Genomic DNA, 14,804 nt, shown 5'->3' on the forward strand with positions numbered 1-14,804 from the left:
ATATTTAAGCAGTACATTAAAAATGGAGAACCCTATTGCGTGCTATCGGCTATAAATCTGTAATCGTACTCATGCTGCTGATACTCGCTGTTGGGTTTGCGGGGTTTCGTTGGTGGCAAGGGCCGATTATGTCAGTTTATACTGCTACGTCTAAGCCATTGGTGCAGACGGTGGTAGCGACCGGTCAGGTGCTTACCGTATCACGCACGCAAGTGGGTAGCGAAGTGGCTGGCGTGGTACTTGAGCGTTTGGTGCAGGAAGGAGAGCGAGTTGCCAAGGGTGATTTACTGTTGGTATTGAGCTCAGATGATGTGGCGGCGCAAGTACGTCAAGCCCAAACGGAGCTGCAGGCGCTGACCAGTAGTACGCGGCCGCAAGCGTTAGTAGAGTTAGAAAAGGCGAAGGTACAGTTGGCACAAGCCCGCCGTGACGTTGCTCGTAGGCGTGAGCTGGCGGCGATATCGGCAATATCGGCTGAAGAGATGGAGCAAGCGGTACAGGCCGAAAACGTCGCCCGCACGACGCTTGAAGCAGCACGTCTAAGGGTACAGGCGCTAGCCGCTGGTGGGGTCGAGGAAGCCTTACTTCGTGAAAGGTTAGCGGCTTTGCAGGCGCAGCTCAATAAGACTGAAGTACGTAGCGAGGTGTCTGGGACGATATTGACCCGTGATGTAGAGCTTGGCGACTTTGTCCAGCCTGGACGTACTTTATTCACTATTGCGCTTGACGGCAGTACCGAAATCCATGTGCCGCTTGATGAGCGTAACTTATCACGGTTGGCATTACAGCAACAAGCCGTTGCCATTGCTGACGCTTATCCCGAGCGCCCCTTTCCTGCTCGTATTAACTTTATCGCCCCGAGTATTGACCCGCAGCGTGGTACGGTCGAAGTGAGATTGAGTGTCGATCCTGTGCCTGAGTTTTTGCGACAAGACATGACGGTTTCAGTCAATATCGAAACAGGGCGACGAGAGCGGGCGCTAGTGATTGCCAATGATGCTTTAACCAACATACAGGCAGACAAGGCAAGTGTATTACTGGTGCGAGATGGCAAAGTACAGCGCCAACAGGTCACTTTGGGCTTACGAGGACTGACCATGTCTGAGATTGTCGCAGGGTTGGGTGAAGGTGATTATGTATTGGCCGATGCCGCTTTTTCTATCGCTGATGGTAAACGAGTCCGAATAAAAGAAAAGCCCATGCCATTTGTGGATAATAGTTATGATGCAGATAATCGTGCATTAGCGACAACGGATTTAACTAAAAAGAGCCTCACTTCTTATGAGCCATCATCGGTGAATGTCTCGTGAAAACCCTGTTTGGACGACTATGGATTGATGCCACCATTGCACTTGGGTTTTTACGTGAGGGGCGAGTGCAATCACTGATGATCACTGTGGGCGTCGCCATCGGCGTGGCAGTGATCGTCTTTATTACGGCTTTGATCCAAGGACTACAGGCCAATTTAATTGATAATACCCTTGGCAGCCAATCTCATATTCGCCTGGTCTCACCAGATGAAGTCAATCAAGTCGCGCCACCAGAGAGAGGTGCTGTGCAGTTGATTCAAGAGGACAAAAGACCACAGCGTTTACGCTCAATTAATAATTGGCAGCAAGTCACCGAAACCTTGGATCAATTGCCGATACTGACAGGCGTATCCCCCATCGTATCAGGACCTGCTTTTGTACGTCGTGGTAATGCCCTAGAATCAGTGGTGCTGGTCGGCACTGAGCTTACACGTTATCAAAAAATCATACCACTCGATGAGTACCTGATAAATGGTCAATTACATGTCGGTGCTGACAATGTCATGATTGGCAGTGAGCTTGCCAAAGATCTCGGTGTGCAAGTAGGCAGTAAGCTGCGATTAGAAACCGGTCAACAGAACAGTACCGTGGTCAATGTCGCTGGTATCTTTGAGCTGGGTGTGCGTGAGCTAGATGAGCGTTATGTGTATCTCGATCTCAAACAAGCACAATCGTTACTCAGCCTACCGGGCGGCGTCACTGTTATTGACTTGACTGTAGAAGATATCTTTGCCGCAGAAGACATCGCAGATCAAATAGGGCGCTTGACCTCATTGCAAGCGGAGAGCTGGATTAAAACCAATGCGCAACTGATGAGTGCGCTGTCCGCACAAAGCCTATCTACCAATATGATCATTGTGTTTGTAGCAATCTCAGTAGCGTTTGGGATTGCCAGTGTACTGTCTGTCAGTGTCGTACAGCGCACTAGAGAGATTGGGATTTTACGTGCCACTGGCGCCACCCGTCAGCAAATATTACGCATATTTTTGATACAAGGGGCGGTATTTGGGCTATTTGGGTCGGTGCTGGGCAGTGCTGTCAGCTATATACTGATATGGGGGTTTAACACCTTTGGCCCAAACTTGTTTTATATCACCGTGTCAATAGAGCTTGTGTTGTTGGCCATGCTGCTCGCGACGCTTACAGGCGTATTGGCAGCGGCCATACCTTCACGGCGAGCAGCCGCACTAGATCCAGTAGTGGCCATTCGCTATGTCTAATCATGCGTCCACAAATGAGTTTAATCTTATGCCTGACAGACCTGATGACACTCATGAAGTACTGCGCTTAGAGGGGCTGCGCAAATCCTATAATATAGGCCAACCCAATGAGATAGAGGTACTACACGGTATCGACTTACGTATCGATAACAGTGATTTTGCAGCGCTCATCGGTCCCTCTGGCTCTGGTAAGAGTACCCTGCTAAACGTGCTTGGACTGCTCGATAAACCAACCAGTGGCGAGCTCTATCTGCTCGGTCAGCCGACCAGTGACATGAGTGACGCTGAACGTACTGCGCTACGTGGTAATAGCATTGGTTTTGTGTTTCAGTTTCATCATCTGATTCAAGCATTTACAGCGCTAGACAATGTGCTCATGCCGCTGATGTTGACCCAAGGTCGCCCAGATAAACACGCCATACAAAAAGCAAGAGGCTTGCTGGCAGCGGTCGGGCTTGAGAAGTTTGCCGACACCAAGCCCAATGAGCTCTCAGGTGGTCAGCAGCAGCGAGTGGCTATCGCAAGGGCGCTTATCACCGATCCTGCATTACTACTCGCTGATGAACCAACAGGTAATCTGGACACCGTCACAGCGGCTGAGGTGTTTGAGCTGTTCCGTAAGGTCAACCGTGAGCGCGACTGTGGCGTGCTTTTGGTCACTCATGATCCACGTCTGTCAGCTTCCTGTGATCGCACTATCAATCTGGTAGATGGGCTGATTGAAAGTGATACTTTGAATGATATGCTATGAATTATAGTGCTCTACGAGTTTTATTCACTGGCGATATGAGGGCTGATATTTTGACTGCTTTTCTTCGACATCAGCTTTTTACCTAGCCCAGTCTTTTACTCAACTCAGGAAAGCGTTTTATCATAAATAGCAACAGTAGCAGCGCCGCACTAGCGATAGTCGCACCGACATAGCCCACGCTTGATAGTGACAAATGCGTCACCGCATAACCGCCAAAAAGCGCCCCCGTACCAATTCCTAAGTTAATAATGCCTGAAAACATCGACATCAGCATGTCTTGGGCATTGACATCGACCATGATGACTTTGGCTTGCATAGAAATGATCAGCAGCATCAGCGCTGCGCCCCATAGCAAAGCAATTAGGCTGAGCGCCCAGATCGAGGTCACGACGAATAGTAGCACAAGCATAGACAGGAGCATTAGGAGTGTCGATATCAGCATCAGGCGTGTGTTAAATCGATCACCCCAACGACTGAATATCACACTGCCTGCAATCCCCGCAACACCGAATAGCAGCAATACAAAAGTAGCCGAGTTTTCACTGACTGAGCCGACTTGCCGCATGAAAGGCTCAATATAAGAATACGCAGTATAGTGGGCAGTAAAGACTAGCAAAATAAGCAAGTACAGACAGACTAATAATGGGTTTTTTAGCAGTTCTGGAATCTTTCGAAAAGAGCCTTCAAACATACTGGGCAAGGTCGGTAACAGCCTTGCTTGTAGTACAAATACCACAAAAGCAAGCACCCCAATACCGCCAAACGTCGCGCGCCAGCCAAACCATTGACCGATCAAGCGTCCCAATGGCACGCCCATGACCATCGCCAATGAAGTACCCGTCGCAAGGACACTGAGAGCCAGTGCCTTTTTGCCTTCTGGTGCTACCCGTATGGCGATTGCGGCCGTGATGGACCAAAATATCGCATGCGATAGGGCGATCCCAACTCGACTAATGAGCAGCACATCAAAGCTCCATGCAAATACGGACAACACATGACTGGCAATAAATACCGCAAACAATGCCAACAGTAAACGTTTGCGCTCAAAACGACTGGTCAGTAGCATCAGTGGTAATGACATCGCAGCGACGATCCACGCATACAGCGTCAGCATCCAGCCAGTCTCTGCTGTGGTGATAGCAAAGTCTTGGGCAATATCACTGAGTAAGGCGACGGGGACAAATTCTGTGGTATTCATGATAAAGGCACTGACACCCATCAGAAATACTTGAAAATACTGAGTCCGGCGAGCGTCTGAGCTCGCCTCAAGGTTTTTTTTCATAAGATCCAATATGAGAAAGGTGTTGATACAACAGCAGGGTAAGCCAAAAATGGGGGCAGAAATATTTGCTAATAAAAGCTTTTGGCAATATAAGCGTGGCGGAGCAAGATAGCAAGTCGGTCAGATTAGTTAAAGGGCTTTTTTGCTAAGGAATGTTAACTGTTTTATAAGCGTCTTGTATTACACATTAGGCCGTTTCAAGTGTATTGGCTGTAGTGTGAATATTTTAAATTAGAAAATTACAGTCTAGGCCTTCACATTAAGAAAGTATTTGTATAAAATACCGACCAGATGGTTTCTTTATTGGGATGTACAATTTCATTTAAGCCATTATTATCTCATAATGAAATTACTGTCTAATTTTATGGTGTACTCGTATGGAAACAAAAAACGCATATAAACGTAAAAAACAGCCAGAGCTGGTGCGACGTGCCCTTCTTGATCAGGCAGCACGCATCACGTTAGAGCAAGGGTTGGCTAAGGTGACCTTCCAAGCAGTGGCGGATGCTGTTGGGGTGACCAAAGGCGGGGTGATGCATCACTTTGCCACCAAAGACGCACTCATCTTAGAGGTTTTTCATGACGCAATGGCCAAGTTTGAGGCAGAAGTCAATGCCGCCATGGCAAAGGATCCTGTCCGCTACGGCTCTTTTACTCGAGCTTATATCGATGCCACTATCAGCTTGGGCGAAAAAGGACAAGCAGAGTTCAATAGCCAAGCCACGCTATACGTATTGATGCTAGGAGATCGAAAGCTGCGCGAACTCTGGGCTGAATGGTCAAACGAGCAGCTAAAAAAACACGCTGATACTGATAATACCGAAACGCTATGTCTGGTGCGTCTGGTCGCTGATGGCATTTGGCTCTCTGACTTTTCGGGTATCGATATCTCAGACAAAGCCTCATTACGTGAGCGCTTGATAAACATGACGCAGCAGCACTTTGATAAACAGCCTTGATAACTGACTCTAATACATCACTTTGATAATCCGATAAATAGTGTCGAGAAAAATACACACAGAAAATTTAATCTTTAACCCATGACGGCATGATTTACTGAACGCTTTTTTATAAAGCTTCAGTCGCCCTAAGGAAAACTTATGACAACTACTCAGACAAACGTAAATGATTTACAAGATATTATCGACTTAACACAAACGCAGACCGCTTATATCAACGGTCGCTATCTGGCTGTCGACGAGTCGCTGACTACCTTTGATGATATCAATCCAGCGACAGGTGAGGTGCTGGCGACCATTCAGCAGACCGCCACTGAGCAAATCGATGAAGCAGTAAAGGCGGCGCAACAAGGGCAAAAACTATGGGCAGCGATGACCGCAGTCGAGCGTGGCCGTATTTTGTCAAAGGCAGTAGAAATATTGCGCGCGCGCAATGACGTACTGGCATTGCTCGAAACTAAAGACACGGGCAAAGCCTACTCTGAGACTAAGTATGTCGATATCGTCACTGGTGCTGATGTCGTTGAATATTATGCTGGGCTTGCGCCAATGATTGAGGGTCGTCAAATTCCGCTACGTGATAGCAGCTTTGTTTATACTCGCCGTGAGCCACTCGGCGTCGTCGCTGGTATCGGTGCGTGGAACTATCCGATTCAGATCGCCATGTGGAAGGCTGCGCCAGCGTTGGCCGCTGGTAATGCGATGATTTTTAAACCTTCAGAAGTCACGCCATTAACGGCGCTCAAACTGGCAGAGATCTTTACTGAGGCTGGCATGCCTGATGGCGTATTTAACGTCGTGCAAGGTGATTATAAAGTAGGCGAAGCATTAACCCAGCATCCTGATATCGCTAAAGTCTCGTTTACGGGCGGGGTACCAACGGGTAAAAAAGTCATGGCAAGCGCTGCTTCGTCATCGCTCAAAGACGTGACCTTAGAGCTGGGTGGTAAGTCGCCATTAATCATATTTGACGATGCCGATATCGATATGGCAGCCGACATCGCCATGATGGCGAACTTTTATAGCACCGGTCAGGTCTGTACCAATGGTACACGGGTGTTTATCCCAAAAGCGCTACAAGCCAAATTTGAACAAGCGATCTTGACCCGTGTCAAACGTATCAAACTCGGCGATCCGATGGATGAAAACACCAATATGGGACCACTGGTGAGTTTCCCGCATATGGAGCGGGTGCTGGGTTATATTGAGCAAGGTAAAGCGGGTGGTGCACGTTTATTGGCGGGCGGTGAACGAGTGACGACAGACAAGCTTGCCAATGGTGCGTTTGTTGCCCCAACGGTATTTACTGACTGTAGCGATGACATGACCATCGTGCGTGAAGAAATCTTTGGTCCTGTGATGTCGATACTGACTTATGAGACTGAAGAGGAAGTCATTCGCCGTGCTAATGATACCGAATACGGCTTGGCGGCTGGGGTGGTGACTGCTGACTTTACCCGTGCACATCGTGTCATTGGGCAGATTGAAGCGGGTATCTGCTGGTTAAATACGTGGGGTGAGTCACCTGCGCAAATGCCAGTCGGTGGTTATAAACACTCGGGTATTGGCCGCGAAAACGGCATCGAAGCCCTTGAGCACTATACGCAGACCAAGTCCATCCAAGTTGAGTTGGGCACGTTTGAATCGGTATTTTAACCATTTGTTTTCTAACAGCATGTATAAAGGGAACGGTCATCAGTACGTGTGTTATGCAGGCGAATTTGTCTTTTTATTTCACCTTACTGATATGACCTGACGTATTTTTATTATTATGGAGCGTTTTATGACATCACCCACACCTGAGTATGACTATATCATTGTCGGTGCAGGCTCAGCAGGTAATGTGTTGGCCACACGCTTGACTGAAGATGCCGATATTAAGGTGTTACTACTAGAGGCAGGTCGTCCCGATCATCGTCTGGATTTTCGCACACAGATGCCAGCAGCGCTTGCCATGCCGCTACAAGGCACCACGTATAACTGGGGCTACAAAACCGACCCTGAGCCACATATGAATAACCGCGTCATGGACTGTGGCCGTGGTAAAGGGCTTGGCGGCTCATCACTCATTAATGGCATGTGTTATATCCGTGGTAATGCGCTCGATTTTGACGACTGGGCAAAGATTAAAGGCTTAGAAGATTGGACCTACTTGGACTGCTTGCCTTATTTTAAAAAGTCAGAAAACTTTGATGCAGGCGAAAACGACTATCATGGCGTTGGTGGGCCAGTAGAGATCACCACCTCAAAACCAGGGGTGAATCCGCTGTTTGAGGCCATGATTGAAGCCGGTGTGCAAGCTGGCTATCCACGTACAGAGGATCTAAACGGCTATCAGCAAGAAGGCTTTGGCCCGATGGATCGCTTCGTCACACCCAATGGTCGCCGAGCTTCAACGGCGCGCGGCTATCTGGATCGTGCCAAACCACGCAGTAATATCACTATTTTGACCGGCGCCTTGACCGATGTGATTTTGTTCGATGGTAAGCGAGCAGTTGGTGTCAAGGTTGAGCATCAAGGTCAGACCAAGCATTTTTATGCCGCTCGTGAGGTCATTGTTTCTTCAGGGGCGATCGCCTCACCGCAGTTGCTACAGCGCTCAGGCATCGGTCCGGGTCAATGGCTCAAAGACGTGGGTATCAATGAAATACTTGAGCTGCCGGGCGTGGGCAATAACCTACAAGACCATTTAGAGCTTTATATGCAGTACGAGTGTAAGCTGCCGGTGTCGATTGCCCCTGCCAATAAATGGTGGAATAAGCCTGCCATCGGTGCTGAGTGGTTATTTATGGGTACAGGGCTTGGGGCGTCCAATCAATTTGAGGGTGGCGGCTTTATCCGTACCGACGAGAAGTTTACTCATCCTAATATCCAGTATCACTTCTTGCCATTAGCGGTGCGTTATGATGGCCGCAGTGCTATCAAGTCCCATAGCTTTCAAGCACACGTCGGTTCACTGCGCTCACCAAGCCGTGGCCGTGTCAAGCTGACGTCAAAAGACCCAAATGCCCATCCAAGTATTTTATTTAACTATATGTCGCATGAGCAAGACTGGCAAGAGTTTCGCGCGGCGATGCGTATCACTCGTGAGATTATGCATCAGCCAGCGCTTGACCCGTATCGCGGCCGCGCCATTGCGCCGACCGATGATCTGAACACCGATGCGCAGCTCGATGAGTATGTCCGCAACCATAGCGAGACCGCTTATCATCCGTCTTGTACCTGTCCCATGGGCGAGGACAATGACTCGGTGGTCAATGGTGAGGGGCTCGTGCATGGTATCGATGGCTTGCGTATCGTCGATGCGTCAATCATGCCCAATATCATCAGTGGCAACTTAAACGCCACTACCATTATGTTGGCAGAAAAAATCGCCGATAAGATGCGTGGTATACAGCTGCCACGCTCGACAGCGGATTATTATGTCGCCAATGGTGCGCCGCTCAGAGCCGAGCCGATGCGTAATTATAATGCTGCTGTATAGGTAAAGGTGCTCATCAGTGCCTAAGGTATTGGACAAGAAATAATATAAGGCAGTTTCAATAAAAGACCTTTCACCGCAAAGGTCTTTTTTATCAGTGTTGAGATGTTAATACTGGCATCAAATGGGATGACTTGCCATCTTGTTTGTGATGCCAGACTTTTAGTGGTCTTGCTAAGTGTTTTGGGAGTGGTTTAGCAAGTTTTTATTCATTGGTACTGCTTTGTGCGTCATGTGTTTGTTTGCAGATGATGTGGCGCTTATTACTCAAGCTATGACGGACAAAGCAAGATCAGATTGTGTTTCATTTACCTATTGAGGTTTTTTATGTACAGCTCGCCATCAGAAGATGCGACGAAATCTCTGGCTCTAAATAAGACGGTTTTTTTGGGGTCAGCCATTGTTTCTATTTTATTGATCATCTGGACGATAGCCTTACCAGATTATAGTGAGGCATTATTAAGCGCTGGCATGGCATGGGTATCAGAGAGCTTTGGCTGGTATTACATGCTGGTGGTTGCCGCTTATAGTATATTTGCCTTGTTTGTTGGCTGCTCTAAGTATGGCGACATCAAGCTGGGGCAAGACCACGAAAAAGCCCAGTTTCCTTTTTTAGCGTGGGCGGCGATGCTGTTTTCGGCAGGTATCGGTATCGATTTATTATTCTTCGGTGCTTCTGAGCCGTTGATGCATTATCTCACCCCGCATGCAGGGCTGGAGCCTGCCAGTGCCGCAGCCATGCGTGAAGCCCTGTCACAGACTTTTTTGCATTGGGGTCTGCACGGCTGGGGTATTTATGCGCTTATCGGTATGGCATTGGCCTACTTTGCTTATCGTAAAAACATGCCATTGGCGCTACGCTCACCACTGACGCCTATCTTTGGCGAGCGCCTTATCAAAGGCTGGCTCGGTGATGGTATCGATACTTTTGGCGTGGTCTGTACCTTGATGGGGATTGCGACCAGTTTGGGTATCGGCGTGTTGCAGGCCAATGCAGGCTTGACCCATGTCTTTGGTATCGAATCGAGCAAAATGGTGCAGAGCTTTATCATTTTAGGGGTGGTCATAGCTGCCGCTATCTCGGCGATGACGGGTGTGGAGCGAGGCGTACGCCGTTTATCAGAGTTCAATATGCTCTCGTCGATATTGCTATTGATCGCCATACTGGTGATGGGCAATACGATATATTTGCTCAATACCTTTACTCAAAGTATCGGTCAGTACTTCCAGACTATCGTCTACAAGACCTTTGATGTTTATGCTTATGATGGCAGCGCTGGTGCTGATTGGAAGTCAGGTTGGACGATATTTTTCTGGGCATGGTGGGTCGCGTGGGCACCATTTGTTGGGTTGTTTATCGCCCGTATTAGCCGTGGCCGCACGTTGCGTGAGTTTGTGTTTGGGGTGATGTTTATCCCGCTTGGCTTTATTTTTGCGTGGTTTTCTATCTTTGGTAATTCAGCGATAGACTTGGTGGCCAATGGTGCGACAGAGCTTGGTGAAATCGCCCTTAATGATGCGGCGATGGGTATGTTTGCCTTGTTTGAGTACTTTCCCTTTAGTGATGTTTTATCATTTGCTGGGGTGGTTATTGGCCTTATCTTCTTTGTCACCTCAGCGGACTCCGGCGCTTTGGTACTGGCAAACTTAAGCTCAAAAGGCATGACCAATGACACCGATGCGCCGGTTTGGCTGCGTTTGTTTTGGGCAGCGGCGACCGGTCTTATCACTTTAGGTCTGCTGTTTGCCGGCGGTTTTGCCTCCTTGCAGTCTGTGTCTGTGATAGCAGGCTTGCCGTTCTCGCTGATTCTTGTGCTCTACATGATGTCGATGTGGAGATCGCTAAAAGAAGAGGGTAACAAGCGCAAAGCCAGTACGGTCGGCACGGCAAACGTACTCGATAATGGTAAAAGTTGGAAGGCGCGTCTACAACGTATCGTCAGCTTTCCCAGTCATACCCAAGTCGAGCGTTTTATACAAAACATCGTTATGCCAGCGATGAGCGAGTTTGAAAAAGAAATGCAAGCTGGCGGCCTTAACACTTCATTAGATGTGCGCAATCTCGCCACTATTGGTGAAGATATTGATGCCAATCTCACCAGTGATAACGATCATATAGATGGTATCAAGCTGCGTGTTGGTCATGGCGATGAGGATGATTTTGTTTATGAGGTGAATCTGATTAAAGCTGAGCGACCGAATTTTACCCTCAATACGTCGACCAAGCATGCTGAGTTTTATTATCGTGCTGAGGTGTTTTTAAGTGATGGTTCACAAGAGTATGATCTGGTGGGCTATACCAAAGAGCAAATACTGGTCGATATTTTGCATCAGTATGAATGTCATTTGCAGTATCTGCATTTAGAGCGTTAATGAAGGTTTTATATTAGGGCGTGTCCTCATTTTAAGGCCGTCAAATACCTATATGTGCTAATTAGTGACACGCCCTAAGTAACGTGATTTTATTGTGACGGGCCTCATAAGTTGAATGCAGCTTATGAGGCTTTTGATTATATATTGTTTATCTACTTTTCATTGTCATGACTAAAAACGACACTATATGTCGCATAGGGTATAAAAGCGCTTTATTTTTATCAATCTTTATACTATAGTTGTTGAGTCAGGCAAAAGTAATTTTAAAAACAATAACCGGATAAACAACAACTGGACAAACAGTGAACCCTCGGGGCGCAACGCCTAACTTTTAACTGAGTTGTCTTTAATGATGCTATTTTTATTTTATCTTACCTTCCTTCGTCTGCACAAATCCAACAAACCCTTAGTTGTTAATACACATAAAACTAAAAAAACGCTCGTTAGTCTGGCAAACATGCCGACGAGACGACAATAGCGAACTGCGTCAAAAAACTCGCTTCATAAAACAACTGCTTTACCAAAGCGACTAATCTACTTTCCTTTATAAATACTAACTAATAGATAAGCGACGTCATTTAATAAAATGGCGAACACACTCGGCTTGCCGAAAATCGGGATATCGCCAAGTGCTGCCAAACAATAAAACAAGCAATTCGACAAACTATGCAACAAGCAATGTAAAACTAAAATAATAAGGATATGACGATGACGAAATTAACCTCTCAATTTGAGCAAAAACGCGTAGACAATATGCAATGGGTAGGTCACTCAAAACTGTCTGGGTTAACGGCATTGGCCAGTGATGAGCAGGAGCGAGTACGAAAAACGCCCTTGTTTTATCTCGAGAGGGTGTCGGTAGACAATTATGAAGATGACATTTACTTTGTGAATAATAGCGATGAGACGCTGAGCTTTGTCGCATCATTTAGGCCCTATCGAAACATAATAGAGGCAGGGGCCAAGCTCGGCGATGTCAGTGAGGAAAATCTAAATAAAGTAAAGCTTTATAGTGATGACATGGACTGCTTATACACCGATGTACTACCCAAGCAAGGCGTGCGTATCGGTAGCAGTCATATCATTTATGACAGTGATGCGCTGATGCAGTGGCTGATACACCTGCCTTTTAAGGGTGCTAAGACGCATTACGCCATTTGGCGCTTTAACGTGGTGGAGAAAGGCGGTATTGGCAAATCTTATCCACTGCTATGGGAGGATTTTAGTAAACCCTTACCTATGGTCAGTAGCGATTGCCTGTTTGAAAAGTCCGAGATGCCGATAGAGGCCAGTATTTATGAGGAACGCTGTGCGCTGCTTGAGCGGCTGATTGACGCATTTGGGGTAGCCAATGCCATATTTGTCTTAGCGATTAACGATGTGCTGTATCGTTACTGCGTGGGCTGGAGCGCGCCCTATAGCGAGTCGGATATACAGGCACAAGACATTGCGCGTAAATTAAAAGAGCAGAAGCCAAAGGATGCGCAAGCGGTAAAAGGTATCGTCCAAGCTATTTATGATTTTTGGTTTAACAAAGGATTTGCAAAAAATATCTCAATGCAAGCTTGTGAGGAGGTTTTAGCTTTATACCAAGCGCAGGTCGCTATAGTCGATTCTAAATAAAAGAGTCATACGTTTATTGATCAGCAAGGCCGATAAAAATTTTCTGGCGTGCTGTGCCTACGCAGACAGAGGCTGCAAAAATTTCTATCAGCCTTGCTATAACATTTTTATAGTGAACTGACTATAGCCAAAAAGCAGTTTAATCTAATTTAAATCTATAAGCCAAGCTGGTGAAAAAATTAAATAATTATTAAAAAAGGAGGACGCTATGATGTTTCCTATCGAAAACAATGATACGTTTTTATTGTTTTTTCATGGTCTCGATTCAAGCAATGAGACCAGCAAATATACCTGTATCACCCGTGAACCAAAATATTGCCAAACGGTCAATTATCGAGATAATTTTGCAGAGGTGTTTGAGATTTACGATGCCTTGATTCGTGAAAAAATAACACAGTATCCGCGTGTGGTGCTGGCAGGGCATTCGCTTGGCGGCTGGTTTGCCAATCATTTTGCTCATCAATACAACTTGCGAGCGCTGTTGATTGCGCCTTGTATCTATCCGAATGAGGTGTTGGCCGATCGTATTCCGGCAGTAGCAGATATGAAGCTATCGTTCCCTACTTCTAACACTGAGATGATGCGGGTCATGGTAGAGGTCGACGATGAAAGCTTGGATGTGGCGGTGGCCAGACGAACTTTGGTCAATCTGCCTGAGAGCTGGGAAGTCGATTACTTCGACGGCGGTCATCACCGTATCGCCCGCAGTAGTGATATCTGGTATCACTTGGTTCACCTATGCGAAGATCCGATCGTTTGGATAGATGACGCAACCTACTATGGAGAGGATTAAAGAGTGGGGGTGAGGATTAAAGGATGGACTTCATCTAAAAAAAGCAGTTATTTGAGGTTAAAATAACTATTCACAAACAGACACACAGTTCAGTATTTATTTACGCTTATCTGATGTGCTATCATCATAAAACGATTTATCGTGGGTTTAACAGTTTTGTATTGCCAATCGCTACTGACGACGATGATGTCAGTTGAATGATGGTGTGCAACCCTTGCAACTTCCAGCACGATATAAAACAATTCTGGTAAAGCGCATGAGCCTGTACTCCGACATCCTCATTTGTGCCTGATTTTATTATTTTTTGTCGGAGTTATAGGAATCTAAGGTGTTCACCATCATGAGCCACTCATCTCATCTTTCTAAATACACTCGTCACTATCGCCCGCAGCACCCGCTTGCTCAGTATATTATTAATCAAATCAACACGCTAGAGATGCGTGTACCAGATATCATTAGAGCCATGGGCTATCCGTTAGGGCATACCATACCCGCTTGTGAGCGCTTGCGCCATGTCTTGTGTCATCGTCATCTTGGGCTTGATGACAGCTATATGGACAGATACTTTAGTGCTGATGCGTTTTTGGCCACGCTGTTTGAGATACTTGAGCTGCCTTATGAGCCATTTGCAGAAGATATCGCCCAGATTAAAGCTCAAGTGGCGCAACACTCTGATTCTTTGCCTCACTACTGTCTGCGAGCGCAGGTCGATTTTGCGTTTGTTGACGGAGCCAATTGGCTGTCTCGATGGGGGTCGGTGTTGGCAGCTGAGGTGCATTTGCCAAGTGGGTTTGCGACATTAGATGAGCGCGAGCGCAAGGTGACAATCAAGCAGAGTATCCGTGAGCATTATCAGCAGTTTGATGGTCATTTGCCTTACAATGGGGTGATTCAGGGCTATCAGCTGATGGTGCTGCAGCAAGATGAGGTCATCGAAAAAGTAGCCTATGGACTGCCGACCTCTAGCAGTGTATGAGTGCACGCTTAATAATCTTTAAATATCGATCAAATA

The 14,804-nt window shown here is 46.9% G+C and carries 11 protein-coding genes; 10 read left to right on the forward strand and 1 reads right to left on the reverse strand.

Annotation, left to right across the window (positions count from 1 at the left end; translation table 11 throughout):
- Nucleotides 1-35: 35 nt before the first annotated feature.
- The 3 genes from J3492_RS10225 to J3492_RS10235 are packed head-to-tail and all read left to right on the forward strand — an operon-like array spanning nt 36 to nt 3,281.
- Complete coding sequence (locus tag J3492_RS10225; protein ID WP_207991952.1) at nt 36-1,310, forward strand: efflux RND transporter periplasmic adaptor subunit; 1,275 nt, start codon at nt 36-38, stop codon at nt 1,308-1,310.
- Entirely contained in the window at nt 1,307-2,530 is a 1,224-nt protein-coding gene (locus J3492_RS10230; RefSeq protein ID WP_207991953.1) for an ABC transporter permease, read from the forward strand. The genes J3492_RS10225 and J3492_RS10230 overlap by 4 nt, the downstream gene beginning before the upstream one ends.
- Before the next feature lie 28 nt (nt 2,531-2,558).
- A complete protein-coding gene (locus tag J3492_RS10235) occupies nt 2,559-3,281 on the forward strand; it encodes an ABC transporter ATP-binding protein (protein WP_207991954.1) in 723 nt (240 codons plus the stop codon).
- 82 nt (nt 3,282-3,363) lie between these two features.
- Here J3492_RS10235 and J3492_RS10240 read toward each other — a convergent pair whose 3' ends face one another.
- On the reverse strand, nt 3,364-4,563 hold the full coding sequence (locus tag J3492_RS10240; RefSeq protein WP_207991955.1) for a sugar transporter: 1,200 nt from the start codon (nt 4,561-4,563) through the stop codon (nt 3,364-3,366).
- A gap of 377 nt (nt 4,564-4,940) precedes the next feature.
- Between J3492_RS10240 and J3492_RS10245 the strand changes: the two genes are divergently transcribed.
- The 7 genes from J3492_RS10245 to J3492_RS10275 all read left to right on the forward strand — a co-directional run bounded on the left by J3492_RS10245 (nt 4,941) and on the right by J3492_RS10275 (nt 14,768).
- On the forward strand, nt 4,941-5,522 hold the full coding sequence (locus tag J3492_RS10245; protein WP_207991956.1) for a TetR/AcrR family transcriptional regulator: 582 nt from the start codon (nt 4,941-4,943) through the stop codon (nt 5,520-5,522).
- Between the two features lie 141 nt (nt 5,523-5,663).
- Nucleotides 5,664-7,178 (forward strand): betaine-aldehyde dehydrogenase, encoded by a 1,515-nt coding sequence (gene betB, locus J3492_RS10250; protein ID WP_207991957.1) that lies wholly within the window; start codon nt 5,664-5,666, stop codon nt 7,176-7,178.
- A gap of 127 nt (nt 7,179-7,305) precedes the next feature.
- Complete coding sequence (gene betA, locus J3492_RS10255; RefSeq protein WP_207991958.1) at nt 7,306-9,006, forward strand: choline dehydrogenase; 1,701 nt, start codon at nt 7,306-7,308, stop codon at nt 9,004-9,006.
- 324 nt (nt 9,007-9,330) lie between these two features.
- Nucleotides 9,331-11,376 carry a choline BCCT transporter BetT gene (betT, locus tag J3492_RS10260; protein ID WP_207991959.1) on the forward strand — a complete coding sequence of 682 codons (2,046 nt, stop codon included), beginning with the start codon at nt 9,331-9,333 and terminating at the stop codon, nt 11,374-11,376.
- Between the two features lie 708 nt (nt 11,377-12,084).
- Nucleotides 12,085-12,999 (forward strand): hypothetical protein, encoded by a 915-nt coding sequence (locus J3492_RS10265; RefSeq protein ID WP_207991960.1) that lies wholly within the window; start codon nt 12,085-12,087, stop codon nt 12,997-12,999.
- Nucleotides 13,000-13,207: 208 nt separating this feature from the next.
- Nucleotides 13,208-13,792 (forward strand): alpha/beta hydrolase, encoded by a 585-nt coding sequence (locus tag J3492_RS10270; protein WP_207991961.1) that lies wholly within the window; start codon nt 13,208-13,210, stop codon nt 13,790-13,792.
- Between the two features lie 340 nt (nt 13,793-14,132).
- Nucleotides 14,133-14,768, forward strand: coding sequence for a hypothetical protein (locus tag J3492_RS10275; RefSeq protein WP_207991962.1), 636 nt, complete (start codon nt 14,133-14,135; stop codon nt 14,766-14,768).
- Nucleotides 14,769-14,804: the final 36 nt, after the last annotated feature.

The organism is Psychrobacter coccoides (genome assembly GCF_017498085.1).
GTDB classification, from domain to species: domain Bacteria; phylum Pseudomonadota; class Gammaproteobacteria; order Pseudomonadales; family Moraxellaceae; genus Psychrobacter; species Psychrobacter coccoides.